At 69.7% G+C, this 15982-nt stretch carries 15 protein-coding genes and 2 pseudogenes; 6 read left to right on the top strand and 11 right to left on the bottom strand.

The window, feature by feature from the left end; genetic code table 11:
- Positions 1-107: 107 nt before the first annotated feature.
- The 3 genes and pseudogenes from dhaL to ACLML9_RS21615 form a co-directional block, all read right to left on the bottom strand.
- Positions 108-1803 (bottom strand): annotated as a pseudogene (gene dhaL, locus ACLML9_RS21625) (dihydroxyacetone kinase subunit DhaL).
- Between the two features lie 324 nt (positions 1804-2127).
- Positions 2128-2586 (bottom strand): hypothetical protein, encoded by a 459-nt coding sequence (locus tag ACLML9_RS21620; RefSeq protein ID WP_411947238.1) that lies wholly within the window; start codon positions 2584-2586, stop codon positions 2128-2130.
- 26 nt (positions 2587-2612) lie between these two features.
- The gene (locus ACLML9_RS21615; RefSeq protein WP_411947237.1) at positions 2613-2861 is read right to left on the bottom strand and encodes a hypothetical protein; all 249 of its coding nucleotides are present in this window, start codon (positions 2859-2861) and stop codon (positions 2613-2615) included.
- Between the two features lie 190 nt (positions 2862-3051).
- Between ACLML9_RS21615 and ACLML9_RS21610 the strand changes: the two genes are divergently transcribed.
- On the top strand, positions 3052-3885 hold the full coding sequence (locus tag ACLML9_RS21610) for a sigma-70 family RNA polymerase sigma factor (RefSeq protein ID WP_411947236.1): 834 nt from the start codon (positions 3052-3054) through the stop codon (positions 3883-3885).
- 114 nt (positions 3886-3999) lie between these two features.
- Here ACLML9_RS21610 and ACLML9_RS21605 read toward each other — a convergent pair whose 3' ends face one another.
- The 4 genes and pseudogenes from ACLML9_RS21605 to ACLML9_RS21590 all read right to left on the bottom strand — a co-directional run bounded on the left by ACLML9_RS21605 (position 4000) and on the right by ACLML9_RS21590 (position 5832).
- Positions 4000-4338 (bottom strand): amidohydrolase family protein, encoded by a 339-nt coding sequence (locus ACLML9_RS21605; RefSeq protein WP_411947235.1) that lies wholly within the window; start codon positions 4336-4338, stop codon positions 4000-4002.
- A gap of 311 nt (positions 4339-4649) precedes the next feature.
- Complete coding sequence (locus ACLML9_RS21600; RefSeq protein ID WP_411947240.1) at positions 4650-5261, bottom strand: bile acid:sodium symporter family protein; 612 nt, start codon at positions 5259-5261, stop codon at positions 4650-4652.
- A gap of 109 nt (positions 5262-5370) precedes the next feature.
- A pseudogene (locus tag ACLML9_RS21595) lies at positions 5371-5478 on the bottom strand (bile acid:sodium symporter family protein); the annotation flags it as partial.
- Between the two features lie 54 nt (positions 5479-5532).
- Complete coding sequence (locus ACLML9_RS21590) at positions 5533-5832, bottom strand: hypothetical protein (RefSeq protein WP_411947234.1); 300 nt, start codon at positions 5830-5832, stop codon at positions 5533-5535.
- 272 nt (positions 5833-6104) lie between these two features.
- Between ACLML9_RS21590 and ACLML9_RS21585 the strand changes: the two genes are divergently transcribed.
- Positions 6105-6572 (top strand): hypothetical protein, encoded by a 468-nt coding sequence (locus tag ACLML9_RS21585; RefSeq protein ID WP_411947233.1) that lies wholly within the window; start codon positions 6105-6107, stop codon positions 6570-6572.
- On the opposite strand, the gene ACLML9_RS21580 is transcribed toward ACLML9_RS21585, so the two are convergent.
- Together ACLML9_RS21580 and ACLML9_RS21575 are read right to left on the bottom strand one after the other, a co-directional pair.
- Entirely contained in the window at positions 6549-7799 is a 1251-nt protein-coding gene (locus tag ACLML9_RS21580) for a cytochrome P450 (RefSeq protein ID WP_411947232.1), read from the bottom strand. The genes ACLML9_RS21585 and ACLML9_RS21580 overlap by 24 nt on opposite strands.
- A gap of 269 nt (positions 7800-8068) precedes the next feature.
- Positions 8069-8596: a TetR/AcrR family transcriptional regulator gene (locus ACLML9_RS21575; protein WP_411947231.1), complete on the bottom strand. Its 528-nt coding sequence runs from the start codon at positions 8594-8596 to the stop codon at positions 8069-8071.
- 277 nt (positions 8597-8873) lie between these two features.
- Between ACLML9_RS21575 and ACLML9_RS21570 the strand changes: the two genes are divergently transcribed.
- The 3 genes from ACLML9_RS21570 (at position 8874) to ACLML9_RS21560 (ending at position 11938) form a co-directional block, all read left to right on the top strand.
- Positions 8874-9686 carry a class I SAM-dependent methyltransferase gene (locus ACLML9_RS21570; RefSeq protein ID WP_411947230.1) on the top strand — a complete coding sequence of 271 codons (813 nt, stop codon included), beginning with the start codon at positions 8874-8876 and terminating at the stop codon, positions 9684-9686.
- Between the two features lie 137 nt (positions 9687-9823).
- Positions 9824-10291: a peptide-methionine (S)-S-oxide reductase MsrA gene (msrA, locus tag ACLML9_RS21565; protein ID WP_411947239.1), complete on the top strand. Its 468-nt coding sequence runs from the start codon at positions 9824-9826 to the stop codon at positions 10289-10291.
- Between the two features lie 138 nt (positions 10292-10429).
- Positions 10430-11938, top strand: a complete 1509-nt coding sequence (locus ACLML9_RS21560; RefSeq protein WP_411947229.1) for a bifunctional phosphatase PAP2/diacylglycerol kinase family protein — start codon at positions 10430-10432, stop codon at positions 11936-11938.
- 126 nt (positions 11939-12064) lie between these two features.
- On the opposite strand, the gene ACLML9_RS21555 is transcribed toward ACLML9_RS21560, so the two are convergent.
- A complete protein-coding gene (locus ACLML9_RS21555) occupies positions 12065-13705 on the bottom strand; it encodes an MFS transporter (RefSeq protein ID WP_411947228.1) in 1641 nt (546 codons plus the stop codon).
- A 17-nt stretch (positions 13706-13722) separates the two neighbouring features.
- Positions 13723-14148, bottom strand: coding sequence for a VOC family protein (locus ACLML9_RS21550; protein WP_411947227.1), 426 nt, complete (start codon positions 14146-14148; stop codon positions 13723-13725).
- 339 nt (positions 14149-14487) lie between these two features.
- Between ACLML9_RS21550 and ACLML9_RS21545 the strand changes: the two genes are divergently transcribed.
- On the top strand, positions 14488-15927 hold the full coding sequence (locus ACLML9_RS21545) for a glutamate decarboxylase (RefSeq protein WP_411947226.1): 1440 nt from the start codon (positions 14488-14490) through the stop codon (positions 15925-15927).
- Positions 15928-15982 lie beyond the last annotated feature (55 nt).

Here is a 15982-nt window from a genome sequence, read left to right as displayed (position 1 = left end):
ATAGGCAGGCTTACACGAACACGGGCACACCAGCCGACATCATCGACCCAACACCCCGAATAGCATGAGCGACACGCCCTTACACCGCCGGGTTCACCAACACTTTCTCAGGCGGTCGCGCTGCCGAGCCACCCGGTATCGATATCGCCCGGCGGCTCTGCGCAGGCCGCGGCGGCGGCCTGCAGGATCAGGGCGGCGGCGGCCGCGCCCGGGTCCAGCACGCCACGCGCGACCTCGCCGACGTAGCTGGCCCGGCCGCGTTTGGCCACCAGGGATACGGTGCCGGACGCGCCCGTCACCGCGGCGTCGGCGGTGGCGGTGAGGGCCGCGGCGGGGTTGCCGTCGGCGACGCGGGCGGCGAGGGTTTCGGCGGCCGGTGCGAGCGCGTCGACCATGGTCTTGTGCCCGACTTCGGCTTTCCCGTACCGCTGCACGGTGGCCACGCCGGCGGTCAGGCCCTGGGAGAATTCCGCCAGGGTGGGTTCGGAACCGGTTGCGCAGCGGGCGAGTTCGCGGAAGAACATGCCGAAGAGTGGACCGCTGGTGCCACCGGTGCCGAGGAAACCGCGGGATACCGCGGTCAGCCAGTCCGGGTAGGAGGTGGGTTCGGTGGTGTCGATGTTCTCGCGGGTGCGCCGCAGGGCGGCGGCGATATTGGCGCCGAAATCGCCGTCACCGGCGCGGCGGTCGAGATCGGCGAGTGCTTCGGTGCGGTCGAGGAAGGCGTCGAACATGGTGTGCACCCAACGCTGCCCGAATCCCGCGGGTAGTGCTTCGCTGTTCATGAGCAGGGCTCCTTCACCAGGTCAGGGCCGGGGTGCGCACGGGCGCGTCCCAGAGCGGAAGCAGATCGGAGTCGGCGGGCAGCAGCGTGAGCGAGACCCCGACCATATCGAGCGAGGTGACATAGCTACCGGCCAGTGAGCGGGCGACGGTGATACCGCGTCCGGCGAGTTGCCGGTGCACCGCGCGCGCCGCGATGGACAGTTCGAGGGGATAGGCGCCGCCGAGACCGTTGACGATGGCGATCACCGCGGATCCGCGCGACAGTCCGAGTTCGGCGACCAGCGGGTCGACCAGTAGCGATACCAGCGTATCGGCGTCGGCGAACGGCACCCGGCCGGTGCCGCGTTCGCCGTGGATGCCGACACCCAGTTCGACCTCGCCGGGCTCGAGCGTGAACGCGGGCGCGGTTTCGCCGGGGTGCGTACCGGCGGCGAGCGCGAAGCCGAGCGTCCGGGCGTTGCGCGCGACGCGGCGGCCGACTTCGGCGACCGTATGCAGATCGGCGCCGGCCTCCGCGCTCGCGCCGCAGAGTTTCTCGACCGCGAGCACGGCCGCGGTGCCGCGACGGCCCGGGCCGTCGTCGTCCGCGATCTGGGTGGCCAGATCGTCGTCGACGAGCACGGTTTCGGTCGCGACGGCGTTGTCGTCACCGGCCAGTTCGCCGGCGATCCGGAAGTTGAGGACGTCGCCGGTGTAGTTCTTCACGATCTGTACGACGCCCCGCCCGGAGTCGGCGGCCACGGTGCCCTCGTGCACCTGCAGTGCCGTCGGGCTGGCGAATACCGCGCCGGGTACGGCCACGTCGAGCATGCCGTATCCGACGAAGCCGGCATGGAGGGGTTCGTGGCCGGATCCGCCGCCGGAGACCAGGCCGACCTTGTCGCGGGCCGGGGTGGCCCGGGTGACGATGCCGCGCGTGCGGTCGTAGGCGACGAGTGTCGGATTGGTGAGTGCCAGCCCCTCGAGTGCCTCCTCGGGCGCGGTCTCGGGTTGGTTGAGGATCTGTCGGCGCACGATGTCGTTCTCCTTCGATCGACTGTCGACCGATGCTAGTCGAGCTCCGTACTGCACGGTTCGTACATCGTGGACGTACAACGCGGCGCCGAGGGCGGCGATGTCGATCGGACGGTCGCCGACGCTCCTGCGCCGGGGGCCGACCAGCGGTGTGCTCTGTACCGCGGTCATCTCCGGCGCGGGAGCCGAGCGTCGAACTCCCGGCCGACGCCGCGACCGTCGGTGCCGGTACTTCGGTGGTGGTGACCCCGGCCCCAGCCCGGCCGCGAGCGATCTGCGACCGACAACGGACCGATCGGTGGCCCCGGTGCCGCACCGGCGGTGGGCTCAGCGGGTCGACGGGAACAGCGGCGGGGGAGTGCCGATGGGGATGATCCGCGTGCCGGACCAGGGGCACCGGATGCGGTTGTCGCGCGGATGGTCGACTATTCGTTCCTCGTCGACCGATACCAGGGTCCCCGGGCACCGGCCCGGACAGCCGATGGCCGTGACAGGCCCGACGAGATTCTTGCGGAGGAAGATTCGCAGGTACCGGAGGTTGATCCAGGGTCCGCGCCCGCACCTGCATATCGGTCTGTCGACGACTTCGATTCCTACCCAGGGGCATTCGCCCGGCACGTTGCGCCAATGGTCCGCGACCCGGCCGTGCTCGAGCCGGGTGCCGTGGAGGCAGTACAACTTCTCCGGGCAGTAGTAGAGCCCGGGGGCGGATTTCGGTACGAGCATTCCGGTGTGGATCCAGGGCGCGATGCGGCAGCCGCACACCGGTTCGCCTTGCTGTGGCATATCCGTCTTTCTGCACTGGGTGGTTGTCAGGCGTCGGTGGCATCCGGGGAATGCCGGACCCGGTGCGGCGTAGTCGCGCCGGGATGTAGCTCGCCCGGGAGAGCGTCGGGTGCGTGAGGGTTTCGCGGGCGCTCGTCGGGTAGCTCACGCAGTCCGGCGGCGACCCGTTCCAGGACCGTGAGGTCTGTGCACCGGGTGATCTGCCACAGCCGCAGAGTTGCGGCCATGGCTCGATTGGTGGTCCGGATGGGCAGTGGCGGGCGCTGTTCGGGCATGGTCTGACCTCGCAGGTTCGTTGAATTGAACAGGGACGTCTATCTCGGGCCGGGAGAGCGGAGCATGTTCGGAACGAACGTTTACCCCCCATAAACCAGTATCGCGTGGGGTTCGTTGCGGTTGAGGGGGTATAAACACGACGATACGGCCGCTGCGGGTTTGCCGTCAAGCGCCTCTAAACTCCACGGTGTGGATGGAGCCGGCGAGTTCGACGAGGTCCGTAGCGATCCGGACCCGGTGCGCCGTGGTCAGCGGGCCACCGAACTGATCACGCTCTACCAGCAGCGAGCCACCGAGCTGGCGAGACTTCGCAAGGAGGCGATCGAAGAAGCGCATCGGGCCGGTCTCAGTTTCACCGAGATCGCGGGGCTACTCGGGGTGACGAAAGGCCGGATCAGCCAGATCAGGGCGAGCGCCCCGCCGGCCGAACGCGCGTTTTTCGGTGTCGGCCCGGTAGCGGTCGGGATTCCCCGGCCGGACGAAAACGAGGACGAGCCCGAACGTGTGCGCTTCGATGTGAGTTACCAGGCGACCCAGCAGCGTGTGGAAGTCGACCTGGCCCGCCTGTCGATGGCGTCCACGCGATTCGAGATCGAGTCCGACACCGAGGACATCCCTGCCGGAGACGCCGTGGTGATCTGCGAGCCGGAGGCGGCCCCGGTGGCGCGGCGCCTGCTCGCCGCCGACAAGGCCCTCGGCTTCGAGAACATCGACGGCACCTGGTATCTCGTCGACAGAGCTGCCGGGCGCCGGTACGGTTCTCCGTTCCGTGCCGACAGCACGAACCGGATCGATATCGGCTATCTCGCCCGGCAGGTGGCCGACGGCCGGGTCATCGTTCATATCGCCGGCGTGACGGGCGTCGGATCCCTGGGCATCGCGCATTGGCTGACCGGCCACGTATCCGAGATCTACGAGCGATCGGCCCGGTTCACCAGCGCGGTGATCGAATGCGATTTCGATGCCGACCTGTCGATCACCGGGAGCCGGATCGTCGCGGGGCCGTTCACCTCCCGGGAATGAGCCGACGGAGAGCCGCGGCCCAGCGGGTTCACGTCGGTATCCGGCCTGCGCTCGGCGGCCGGGACGGTCGCCAGGCGGATCAGGGTCCGGCGGCCGGTGGCGGATCGAGGGTACTCACGCCCGGGCCGCCGCGGCCGGGGCATCGGGCAGGCGGAACACTCGCCGGGCGGTGCCCGCGAGGAAATCGGCACGCAGTTCCTCGTCCCGGCCCAGACCCGTCAGGTCGCGCAGTGCCCGGACCGGATCGATCATCGGCCAGTTCGTGCCGAACATGACGCGGCGGCGGCCCAGTGTCCGGGCGTAGTCGAGAAACGCCGCGGGCAGCCGGTCGAGCGCGTAGGCGGAGGTGTCGACGTAGAAGTTCGGGAATTTGACCGTGAGCGTGACGACTTCGTCCAGCCACGGGAGTCCCACATGACCCGCCGGCCAGTTCGCGGACGGTCCGAGCGGCACGCACGGGATCACGGAGGTCGACTCCGAGCAGGCCGCGGAATCTGGTGGGTGCGTGCTCGACGGCGGCCCGCACCTCGTCGTTGGTGATCAGCGGGCCGCCGGGCCCGTACCAGGCCGACAGCAGTGCGAGATCCACTCCGCCGGCGTCCATCCGCGCGAGCGTCCGGTCGATACCGGGGGCCATATCGTCGGAGTCCTTACCGGTCCAGCGCAGCAGGGTGGCCGGCCAGGGCTCGCGGGCCATTCGCGGGCCCACCTGCTGGGCCCAGACATCGATCGCGCCCATGGCGGGCTCCTTTCGGGACGTGTCCTCAGGCCGGGGCCGGAGCGGGTTCGGTGCGCCGGGAGCGGGCGAACAGGAAGGTGGCGAGGGCCGCGGGGATGTTCATGAGGAAGCCGTACACCGCGCCGGGGACCGCCATGGTCTCGTTGCCCAGTACGGTCACCGCGATGGTGATGGCCAGGGCCGCGTTGTGCACGCCGATCTCCATACCGGCGGCGATCGCGTCCGCCCGCTCCACTCCGAACGCGCGCGGTACCGCGTAGCCGATGAGCAGGCTGCATACGCACAGCAGCAGGGCGATGGCGCCCAGCTGCCCGACATGCTCGGTGAAGGCGTCGAACTCCGAGACCAGGGCCGCGACGACCACCAGTGCCAGCACCACCGCCGCGGCGATCTTGACGGTGGTGTGCATCCGCAGGGCCCAGGCGGCGAAGAGGCGCCGCACCGTCATGCCGAGCACCACCGGGACCAGGACCAGGGCGAAGACCTGGAGGAACTTGCCCGGTTGCAGGCCGATACCCGTGCCGTCGTCCAGGAACACCGAATAGGACAGCCCCACCACGATCGGCAGCGTGAAGACGGCGAGCACCGAGTTCACCGCCGTCAGCGTGATGTTCAAGGCGACGTTGCCGCCGGCGATATGGCTGAACAGATTCGCCGATGTGCCGCCGGGCGAGGCGGCCAGCAGGCATTATGCCCACCGCCAACGCGCCCTCGAGGCCGAACAGCCGCACCAGGCCGAAGCAGAGGGCGGGCAGCACGATCAGCTGACAGGTCAATGCGATCAGCGCCGCCTTGGGGAAGCGTGCCACCCGGGCGAAGTCGTCGACGGTGAGGGTCAGCCCCAGGCCGAACATGACGATTCCCAGTGCCAGCGGCAGGGCGATCGCGAAAAGCATTGACCCCATGTGTCATCCTTCCGACGGCCGAGTGTCGCCCGGCGCCTCGGATCCCGTCAAGCGGGCGGGCGTTACTCGGGCGGGTCCGGGTCGTTCACCGGTGGCCGCCGCGACACCGAGCCGGGCGGCCAGTTGTGAGACGGTCTGCGGGCCGTCGAGCAGAAGCAGCGCCAGCAGCGACAGATGTCGCGGGGCCAGGTCGAACGACTGCAGCTCGGCCGGCGGGCGCATCCGCTTCGCCCGGCCGACCAGACGCGGCATCAGGAGCAGCAGCTGCCAGACGGTGTCGTCCGCGGAGTCGGGTGCTGACACCTGACAACCTCCGATTTACCTTTGTTTGCAGATATTCTTTGTTCTTTGATCCATCCCAGGGGCTCCGATGCCGCATCTGACTGTGCACGTCCTGGAACGCGACCTCGCCGGTCGGGAGGCCGGGCTGATCGACGGGCTGACCGACGCGGTCGTCGAGGTCTACGGCGACTGGGCCCGGGACATCGTGGACATCCGGCTGATCGGTCTACCCGACGGCCGCTGGGCGATCGGCGGTGTGCCCGTGGCGAAGTCGGCGCCGTGCGAGCCGGCTCATGACCGCCGCGCCGCCGTTCTCGGAGGGCGCCGTGCTCATGCCGTGGAAGCCGGGCCCCGGCGCCGACCCTGCCGGGACGGTGTTCGTCAGCGTGACCGATTTCCTGGCGACATCGGAGAAGGATGTCCGGCAGATCTACCAGGAGGGGCTCGAACTGGGCGAGACCTTGCCGGTGCTGCAGGGCGCGGTCGGAGTGTGGCTGTGGGGTCGGCCCGCGCAATTGCGCGGCGGTTCCATCTCCGTATGGAACAGCGAGCGGGATATGCGGCGCTTCGTGCGCTGGCCGGTACATGCTCGGATCATGCGGGCCTGGCGTGACCGGGTCCGGGTGGCCACCGACTCGTGGCAGGCCGACCGGTTCGATATCGAGAGCGTCTGGGTGCGCGCCGCGCGGACCATCGAAGGTCCGCATCGCGGCGGCCGGAGCGGGGACGCGTCCGCGTCACCCGAGGAAGATCGGCGGTGACGGCGGGAATTTCACCGGCAGCGCGGTGAGTGACCGGTGGAAGGGGCCCGGTCGCCAGACGGGTCCCTCGGGGGCGTCCAACTCCAGTTCGGGAAGCGCATCGAGCAGCAGGTCGATGGCGTCCTGGGCGACCAGATAGGCCGGGGTCTGCGCCGGGCAGGTCCGCTGGCCCAGGCCCCAGGAGAGGTGGGAGCGGTTGCCGCGGTGGTCGTCGGCGCGGATGGAGGGGTCGTGGTTGCAGGCGGCGATGCTGATGACGACGGGTTGGTGGGCGGGGAGCCAGACGTCGTCGATGAGGATCGGCTGGCGTGGGTAGGTGATGAGGAAGTTGGCCATGGGCGGGTTGTCGAACAGCGCTTCGTCGAGGGCGTCCCGGGTGGAGAGACTGCCGCCGAGCACATTTCCGCCGAAGCGTTCCTCGGTGAGGATGAGCAGTAGCGCGTTCGCCACGAGATTCTGCTGCAACTCGATCACCGCCCCGTACAGACCCGCCAGCTGATGGACCATTTCGTCCTCGTCCAGTTCGGCGGGGTGCTGTAGTAGGCGCGAGGTGACATCGTCCCCGGGCTCGGCGCGTTTGAGCGCGACCAGTTCGGCCAGTGCGGCATTGATCATCTGGTTACCGGCTCCGGCGTCGATCCCTTCGAACATGGCGGCCATACCGGCCGCGACCTGCTGTCCGATCTCGGGTGGGCAGCCGAGCAGGGTGTTGCAGACCCCGAAGGCCAGCGGGAAGGTGTACTGCATCAGCAGGTCGGCCCGGCCGGTCTCGCAGAACGAGTTGATCAGCGGGGTCGCGATCTGCTCCACCGACGCGCGGAGTCCGTGTAGATCCACCTCGGCGAGCGCGGACAGATTCGCCGACCGGTACCGCTGCTGGTCGATTCCGGTGCTACGGGCCGGGACCGGCCGCCATTCCATGATCGGCAGTACGGGGCAGTCGGCGGGCATGCTCTGCTGCCAGGTGCGCGGGTCGGCGGGGAAGTGTTCGTGGTCGTTGAGGATGTGGACGGCGGTCCGGTGGTCGATGACCAGGGTCGCGGGCACATCGGGTGCGAGATCCACGGGCACCATCGAGCGGTGTTCACGCCGCATCTGCTGGAACGCCCGGTGGGGGTCCTCGGCGAATTCGGGTGCATAGAGGGGGATACGGGGGCCTTCGTCGGCGAAGGGTGAGCCGTGGACGGTACGGGGCGGGGTGTGGGTATCGGGCTGTGAGGTGCTCAAAGTGACTCCGTAGTTTCGCAGTGGTCGACGAGAGGCCCGAGTCGCTCGGTCCCGTCGTGGCGACCCGCTCGGGCACGATACGCGACCGGGTCGCCGGATCTGTTGCGGCATGAATTACCCTGCGGCACATTGTGTTTGGTAAAAGTGGCCGCGGGTGACACGCGCCGGCCGGAGGTATGTGCTCGGTGGCGGCCAGGACGCGCTCCCTGCCTGTCCTGTGGAACTCTACGGTCGTTGTCCGGGGTCTGCCGCGCGAGCTCGCGATCGCCCTACCGACGCAGCCCGTCGAGGACTACGGCCAGGAGTCTGCGCCAGTCACCGGCGGCCGTGCGAATGGTCGCCGACAGGGCGCCCACGATCATGTAGATGTCGGCCACGGTGCAGTCGGCGCGTAGTGTGCCCGCGGCCCGGTCGAGTGCGATGATCTCGCCGAGTACGACCTCGAGACCGGCGCGGGCCGCGCCCCGGGGCTCACTGCCCGCCGAGCGCCGAGTGGATTCGATGGCGGCGGACAGGCCGCGGTCGGCTGCCAAAAGCTCGCCGACGTGATGCAGATAGCGGGCCAGTGCGCTCCCCGGTACCGCGGTGGTCAGGCAGTCACGGGCGAAGCCCTCGATCTCGGCGAACCGTTGTGCGGCAGCCGCTTCGACCAGATCGCCGTGGGTGGGGAAGTGACGGTAGACGGTGCCGATGCCGACGCCGGCCGCGCGCGCGATCTCGGGAAGCTGTACAGCGCCTCCGTGTTCGGCGAACAGGGTGCGGGCATCGAGTTGTTCCGCGCGGGCGGTGAGTTCCACACGTAGCCGCTCGACCGAGCGGGCCGCGGCGGCCGCATCCCGCCGGCCTCGGCGCGTAGCCCGGGGCGGTGCGTTCGGGCTACCCGGTTCCGTGACGGTCACGGTGGCGGTTCGGGAATCCGGGGTTTGCGGCGCGGGCCGCCGGGGCCGACAATAGGACGAGCTCGGCACGCCGTTGAGCTGGCGAAACGACTACAGAGGGCGGCCGCGAAGTTGTCCGGAGGGCGCGACCTGCCGTGAGCGGTTCCAGGTTCCGATCGACTCCGAGGAGCAGACCATGACGCAGTTCGCGCCCGACCTCAAGGACAAGCACAGAGCGATGTGGGCCTCCGGTGACTACCCCCGGGTGGCCGCCGATGTGATTCCCGGACTCGGCCGGAGGCTGGTCGCCGCCTGCGGTATCGGACCCGGGCAGCGGGTCCTGGATATCGCCGCCGGCGCCGGGAACGCGGCGATACCGGCGGCCGAGGCGGGCGCGGAGGTCGTCGCGAGTGACCTCACCCCCGAACTCTTCGAGGCCGGCCGCCGCAATGCCGCCGCCGCGGGTGTCGAGCTCACCTGGGAACAGGCCGACGCCGAAGACCTGCCCTACGACGCCGGTGCCTTCGACGCGGTGCTCTCCTGCGTCGGGGTGATGTTCGCGCCGTCCCATCGGACCGCCGCCGACGAGCTGGTCCGGGTGACCCGGACGCGCGGGAATATCGGCCTGATCAACTGGACGCCGGAAGGGTTCATCGGCCGGATGTTCGCCGTCATGAAGCCGTACGCCCCCGTCCCGCCGCCCGGTGCGCAGCCGCCGCCGCTGTGGGGCGACGAAGCGCATGTCACGGAACTGCTCGGGGACCGGGTGACCGAGCTGGAGCTGCGCCGGGACCACGCGGTGGTCAACTGCTTCGCCGACGGCGCCGCCTTCCGCGACTTCTTCAAGGCCAACTACGGTCCCCTGGTCACCGTGTACAAAACGCTCGCCGACGAGCCGGACCGGGCCGCGCGGCTGGATCGGGAACTGGCCGAGCTCGGCGCCGCGCACGATCTGGGCAACGGCCGGATGGAGTGGGAGTATCTGCTGGTGACCGCGCATCGGGCGTGACCGCCCGCCGGTCGGACAGCGAACGGGACTTTCCTGCCCCGGTCGCGGGTTGTACCCGGGGCAGGAAGGCGGAGGACTGAGGAGGAAGCGTGACCGAAACGCGTAAGGCGATCCTGGCCGGTGGGTGCTTCTGGGGTATGCAGGAGCTGATCCGCAAGCAGCCGGGAGTCGTATCGACGCGCGTCGGCTATACCGGCGGGCGCAACGATCACCCCACATACCGCAACCATCCGGGTCACGCGGAGGCCGTGGAGATCGTCTACGACCCGGCCAAGACCGACTACCGGGCGCTGCTGGAGTTCTTCTTCCAGATCCACGATCCGACCACCAAGGATCGTCAGGGCAACGATATCGGCAGCAGCTATCGCTCGGAGATCTTCTACGTCGACGACGAGCAGAAACGGGAGGCGCTGGCCACCATCGTCGATGTCGAGGATTCGGGTCTGTGGCCGGGCAAGGTCGTCACCGAGGTGACCCCCGCCCCTGAGTTCTGGGAGGCCGAACCCGAACACCAGGACTATCTGCAGCACTTCCCGAACGGCTACACCTGCCACTTCCCGCGGCCCGGCTGGAAGCTGCCGCGGCGGCAGACCACCGCCCAGTAGGCATCGGGTACCGGAGCGGCCGCGGTCGGTCCCCGCGCCGCTTCGGTTCGCGGCCCGGCCGCGGTGATGAGTAGTGTCGGGCGAGTGAGTGGTTGGGCGCGCCGCAGGTTCCGGAGAATAGGACGATTCGATCGCGCGGTGGGCGGTGCGGTGGCGGAACTGCCCGCCTCCCGGCTGGACGCGGGCTTGCTGCGACTGACCGGCAGCGCCGATCACAGTGTTCTGTGGATGGCCTGCGCAGGGTTGCTCGCGGTGCGCCAGGGGGCCACCCGGCGGGCGGCGTTGCGCGGGGTGGTTTCGGTGGCCGGTGCCAGCTTTGTGGCCAATATCGTGCTCAAGCCGGTGTTCGCGCGCCGCCGTCCGGCCGCGGAACTGATGCCGCAGTACCGGCGGCTCTCCCCGGCCCCGTCCTCGTCGTCGTTCCCGTCCGGGCACAGCGCCAGCGCCGCGGCCTTCGCGACGGCGGTCGCGATGGAGAGCCCGCGCACCGCGCTGGCGGTGGCGCCGCTGGCCGCGGCGGTCGCCTACTCCCGGGTTCACACGGGAGTGCACTGGGGTTCGGATGTCCTCGTCGGGGCCGCCGTGGGTTCCGGGATCGCGCTGGCCACCCGGCGCTGGTGGCCGGTGCGCGAATCCGATGAGGCGCGGGCCCGGCTGGTCCGCGAGGCGCCGGTGCTCGCCGAGGGCAAAGGGCTCGTCGTCATGGTGAACCCGGTGTCCGGTGACGCCAACTACGACCCCACCGACGATATCGCCGCGGCCCTGCCCGCCGCGGTCGTGCTGCGCACCCGGCCGAATGTGGACTGCGCCGAACTCCTGGAGCAGGCCATTGCCGAACAGCCGGAGCCGGTCGCGGCCCTCGGGGTGGCCGGTGGTGACGGGACCGTCGCCGCGGTGGCCGCGGTCGCCCTGCGCCGCGGGCTGCCGCTGGTGGTGATCCCGACCGGCACGCTCAATCATTTCGCCCGCGACCTCGGTGTCTACGATTTGGTCGAGGTCGTCGACGCCACCGGTGTGGGGGAGGCCGTCGCGGTCGATATCGCCGGTGTCCAGTACGGTGACGCGACCGAGATGGGGACCCGGCACCTGATCAACACCTTCAGCCTCGGCTCCTACCCGGATCTGGTCCGGTTGCGCGAGAAATGGCAGTCACGGTGGGGTAAGTGGCCCGCGTTCGCGGCGGCGCTCGTGGTCACCCTGCGCCGGGCCGAACCGATCGAGATCTACCTCGACGATCACTGGCAGCGGGTGTGGTTCCTCTTCGTCGGCAACGGGCCCTACCATCCGCACGGCGCCGTCCCGGCGTTCCGGGACCAGCTCGATTCCGGACTGCTCGACGTGCGCTGGTTGCGCGCCGATCTGCGCTGGTCCCGCACCCGCGCGGTGGTGTCGCTGCTGTTGGCCGCCATCGGGCACAGCCGGGTCTACGGGGAACGGCAACTGTCGGAGCTGTTTGTGTACCTGCCCCGGCCCGAATCGCTCGCGGCCGACGGTGAAGTGTTCGGCAGCGCCACCCATCTGCGCTTCTCGGTGGCGGGCCAGCTCACGGTGTACCGGCGTGACGAATCGAATCCGCTGTGGGCCAACCGAAGCCGGCCGCATCACCGCCGGGCTCCGTGGTTGCCCGACGTATTCCGGTTCCGCTGAGCGGTCCGGCTCCGCGAGATCTCGGGTGCCCTTTTCGGGAGTCGCGGTTCGGTATTCGGCGGCCGGCCGAGTCCGCGGCCGACTGCCCGATACGGGGATGCCGGTGACCGATGCACGGCCACGGGATCATCCGGAAGCGGGTGGACCGGCGTCGTCGTCCGCCTGGGCCAGGGGCCGTTCCGGTAGCCGCCGGGTACCGAACAGCGCGATGACGGCCAGCAGTGCCGTGGCCGCGAACGCCGTGTGCAGCGCGTCCAGGCGGGCCGCGGTATTGACCGAGACGACCGAATCGGCGGTGGGTTCGTCCACTCCGGCGGCGGCGAGTGCGTCGCGTAACTGGGTGTCGGACAGGAACGGGACGCCCTCGGCCAGCACGGTGGTGGCCTGCTCCTGGACGGCGGCCGGCACTGCGGGATTGTTCTCGATCCCGTCGGTGACCGACGAGGTCAGGGTGGCGATCAGGATGGAGCCGATCAGCGCGGTGCCCAGCGACGCGCCGAGGTAGGTGGCGGTGTTCTGCAGCCCGCCGACCTCGGCACTGCGCGATTCGGGCACCGCGGAGACGGTCACCGCGCCCAGTTGCGACGCCAGCGCACCCAGACCCGCGCCCATCAGCACCATCGGGATCGCGACGACGCGCGCGTCGGCCCCGGGGTCCATTCCGCCGGCCAGCAGCAGTATCCCGACGCTCATGGAGAGCAGGCCCAGGCGGACCACGCGCCGGGCGCCCACCCGCGGTGCGAATTTCGGAATGCCGACGGCGGTCACGATCAATGCGACCGACAGCGGCAGCAGGCGGGCGCCGGTGCCGAGTGCGCTGAGCTGGAGTACCACCGAGAGGAACAGCGGAACAGTGAAGAACACGCCGGCCTGCACCGCGAACTGGGCGAAGAACATCCCCAGACCGCCGGTGAGTTGCCGGTTGCCCAGTAGTTCCGGGTCGAAGAGCGGTTCGCGCCCGGTGCGTACGCAGGCCGCCAGCCGTTCGCGGAGCAGGTACAGCACGAGCAGTCCACCGAGCAGCAGCCAGATCACCGGGGACAGGCCGAACACGGCCGGGGCGCCGGGCCGTTCCTGGATCCAGCCCCATTCGCTCGAGCGGAGGACGCCGTAGACGATCATGGCCAGGCCGCAGACCGACAGCGCCGAACCGAGATAGTCGAGGTGGGCCTGTTCGGCGGAGGTGTCGTTCATCCTGCGTAACAGCAACAGGATCAGGACGACCACGCCCACTTCGCCGAAGAAGACGAACCGCCAGGAGGCGTAGGTCGTCACCGCGCCACCCAGCAGCGGGCCCACCGCGATCGCCGCGGCGGCCGCGGCCGCGACGAGACCGTAGGCCGCGGTCCGGCGTTCGGCCGGGATATTCGCGGCCACCAGGGCCACGATCGCCGGCATGATCAATGCCGCGCCGATCCCCTCGAGCAGTGACCAGCCCACCAGCAGGACGGCGAGATTCGGCGCGAGACCGGTGACGAACGACCCCAGGCCGTACACGACCAGACCGATTCCGAAGACGCGCCGACGGCCGACGATCGCGCCGATCTTCCCGCCGGTGATCATCAGCGACGCCATCACCAGCGTGTACAGGGTTATGGCGGTCTGGATACCGGTGATGCTCGTCCCGAGGTCCTGCGCCACGGTCGCCATGGATACGTTCATCACCGAACTGTCGAGGGCCATGAGGAACTGGCCCGCGCACAGCACGGCCAGCACCACGCCGGAACCGGATCGTGCCGGCGGGGCCTCGGGTCGCCCGGCGCTCATAGGGATGCCGGCGGCCGCTACTGCGACGAGTTGAAGTCGATCATCCAGGGTATGGAGAACTTGTCGGTGAGCATGCCGAACAGTTCGGTCCACTCCGTCTCGGCGAGATGCATATCCACCGACCCGCCCTCGCTCAGCGCGCCGAACACCCGCTCCGCTTCGTCGCGGTCGCCGACCTCGAGGCATACGGTGAAGTTCGGCCGCTGCGGAACCTCCACGGTCTGCCCCGGCGGGCAGTCCGAGCCCATCAGTAGCTGGCCGGTCCCGGCCAGCGGCAGTGCCGTATGCGCCACCAGGCTCTTCGCCTCGTCCGGCAGGTTCGCGCCCTCGCCCATATCGCCGAACCGGATCAGCTGGAGTTCGCCACCGAACACCGACTGGTAGAAGGTGAACGCCTCCTCGGCGTTGCCGTTGAACATGAGATACGCGTTGACGGATTTCACGGGTCTCCTCCTCTGGTGATGCGGATGTGCGGATGTACGACCAGGGGGAATGCCACGATCCGGCGACGCCGGGCGCGATGGCCGGCGCGCGGACCGATCGGCCGAGCGTAGCCCGCGCCGACCGGCCGCGGGGGAGATCCCGCCCAGATGGGGGGTGGTTCGGCACCGCGCAATCGCCCGGAGTGGCCTACCCGGGCCCCTGCGGGAACAGGGGAGCGGGGCACCCGACCCGCCGGGGCGGCCCGCCGTGCGCCGGAACAGGTGCTCGCCAGGTGATACTCGGGTTGCCCGCCCGCCCGGGCGGTGTCACGTCCGGTCCCGATGCTGGTGGAGGTCTCCATGGCATTGACTCATCCGTCTCGGCCCGGCGGCTCCGGCCGGGACGATATCGCGGTGAATCCGGTGTTCACCCGGGAGCCGGTCGAGGTGCCCCGCAACCGGTTGCCCGCCGGGGAGCTGGACAGCGAGACCGCCTATCAGATCGTGCACGACGAACTGTTGCTCGACGGCAATGCCCGGCTCAACCTCGCCACCTTCGTCACCACCTGGATGGAACCCGCGGCGCAGGTGCTGATGAGCGAATGCTCCGACAAGAACATGATCGACAAGGACGAGTACCCGCGCACCGCCGAACTGGAGCAGCGCTGTGTGCGTATCCTGGCCGGTCTGTGGCACGCCGCCGACCCGGACCATGCCGTCGGGTGTTCGACCACCGGCTCCAGTGAGGCATGCATGCTGGCCGGACTGGCCATGAAGCGCCGGTGGCAGCTGCGGCGCCGGGCCGCCGGACAGTCGACCGAGCGACCGAACCTGGTGATGGGGATCAATGTCCAGGTGTGCTGGGAGAAGTTCGCCGAGTACTGGGATGTCGAACCGCGCGTGGTGCCGATGTCGGGGGAGCGGTTCCATCTCACCGCTGAGGAAGCGGCGGCCCGCTGCGACGAGAACACGATCGGGGTGGTGGCGATCCTGGGGTCCACATTCGACGGCAGCTACGAACCGGTCGCCGAGATCTGCGCGGCGCTGGACCGAGTGCAGGCCGAGCACGGCTGGGATATCCCGGTGCACGTGGACGGGGCGTCGGGCGCCATGATCGCGCCGTTCTGCGATCCGGAACTGGAGTGGGATTTCCGGCAACCCCGGGTCGCCTCGATCAACACCTCGGGCCATAAATACGGGCTGATCTATCCGGGGGTGGGCTGGGTGCTGTGGCGCGACGCCGCCGCCTTACCGGACGCCCTGGTCTTCCGGGTGAACTACCTCGGCGGGGAGATGCCGACCTTCGCGCTGAACTTCTCCCGGCCCGGCGCGCAGGTGGTGGCCCAGTACTACACCTTCCTGCGGCTCGGGCACCGCGGCTACGCGCGGGTGCAGGGCTACTGCCGCGAGGTCGCGTCCGCACTGGCCGACCGCATCGCGCAGCTGGGCGCGTTCCGGTTGATCACCGACGGCCGGCAGTTGCCCGTCTTCGCCTTCACGCTGGCCGAGGGCGAGACCGGGTATTCGGTCTTCGACGTCTCGGCGGCGCTGCGGGAACAGGGTTGGCTGGTGCCCGCCTACACCTTCCCGGCCGATCGGGAGGATTTGGCGGTGCTGCGCGTGGTGGTGCGCAACGGTTTCAGCCACGACCTCGCCGACCTGCTGATCGAGGCGTTGCAGCGCGCGCTGCCGCGGTTGCGTGCCCAGCAGGCGCCGCAGCGCGGCGCCGAGGCCGCGTCGTTCTCCCACGGCGCCGAGATCCGGCCGCGCAGCGCGGGCGTGCGGCCGACGGGTGGGTGAGCGGAACCGGCCGGCACAGTCGCCGTGGCCGGCCGGTTCGCTGTCTCGGGCCGGG

Origin of the sequence: Nocardia sp. NPDC002869 (assembly GCF_046764065.1) — a bacterium.
In the GTDB taxonomy this organism is placed as follows: domain Bacteria; phylum Actinomycetota; class Actinomycetes; order Mycobacteriales; family Mycobacteriaceae; genus Nocardia; species Nocardia rhamnosiphila.
Note: the sequence above shows the minus strand (reverse complement) of the source record. Positions and strands in the feature narration are given on the sequence as shown.

Bases quoted from the DNA above. Each gene is read 5' to 3' on its own strand.
- ACLML9_RS21620 (WP_411947238.1), bottom strand. From the start codon at position 2,586: ATGCCACAGCAAGGCGAACCGGTGTGCGGCTGCCGCATCGCGCCCTGG.
- ACLML9_RS21615 (WP_411947237.1), bottom strand. From the start codon at position 2,861: ATGCCCGAACAGCGCCCGCCACTGCCCATCCGGACCACCAATCGAGCC.
- ACLML9_RS21585 (WP_411947233.1), top strand. From the start codon at position 6,105: ATGACCGCCGCGCCGCCGTTCTCGGAGGGCGCCGTGCTCATGCCGTGG.
- ACLML9_RS21570 (WP_411947230.1), top strand. From the start codon at position 8,874: ATGACGCAGTTCGCGCCCGACCTCAAGGACAAGCACAGAGCGATGTGG.
- msrA (WP_411947239.1), top strand. From the start codon at position 9,824: ATGCAGGAGCTGATCCGCAAGCAGCCGGGAGTCGTATCGACGCGCGTC.
- ACLML9_RS21555 (WP_411947228.1), bottom strand. From the start codon at position 13,705: ATGAGCGCCGGGCGACCCGAGGCCCCGCCGGCACGATCCGGTTCCGGC.
- ACLML9_RS21545 (WP_411947226.1), top strand. From the start codon at position 14,488: ATGGCATTGACTCATCCGTCTCGGCCCGGCGGCTCCGGCCGGGACGAT.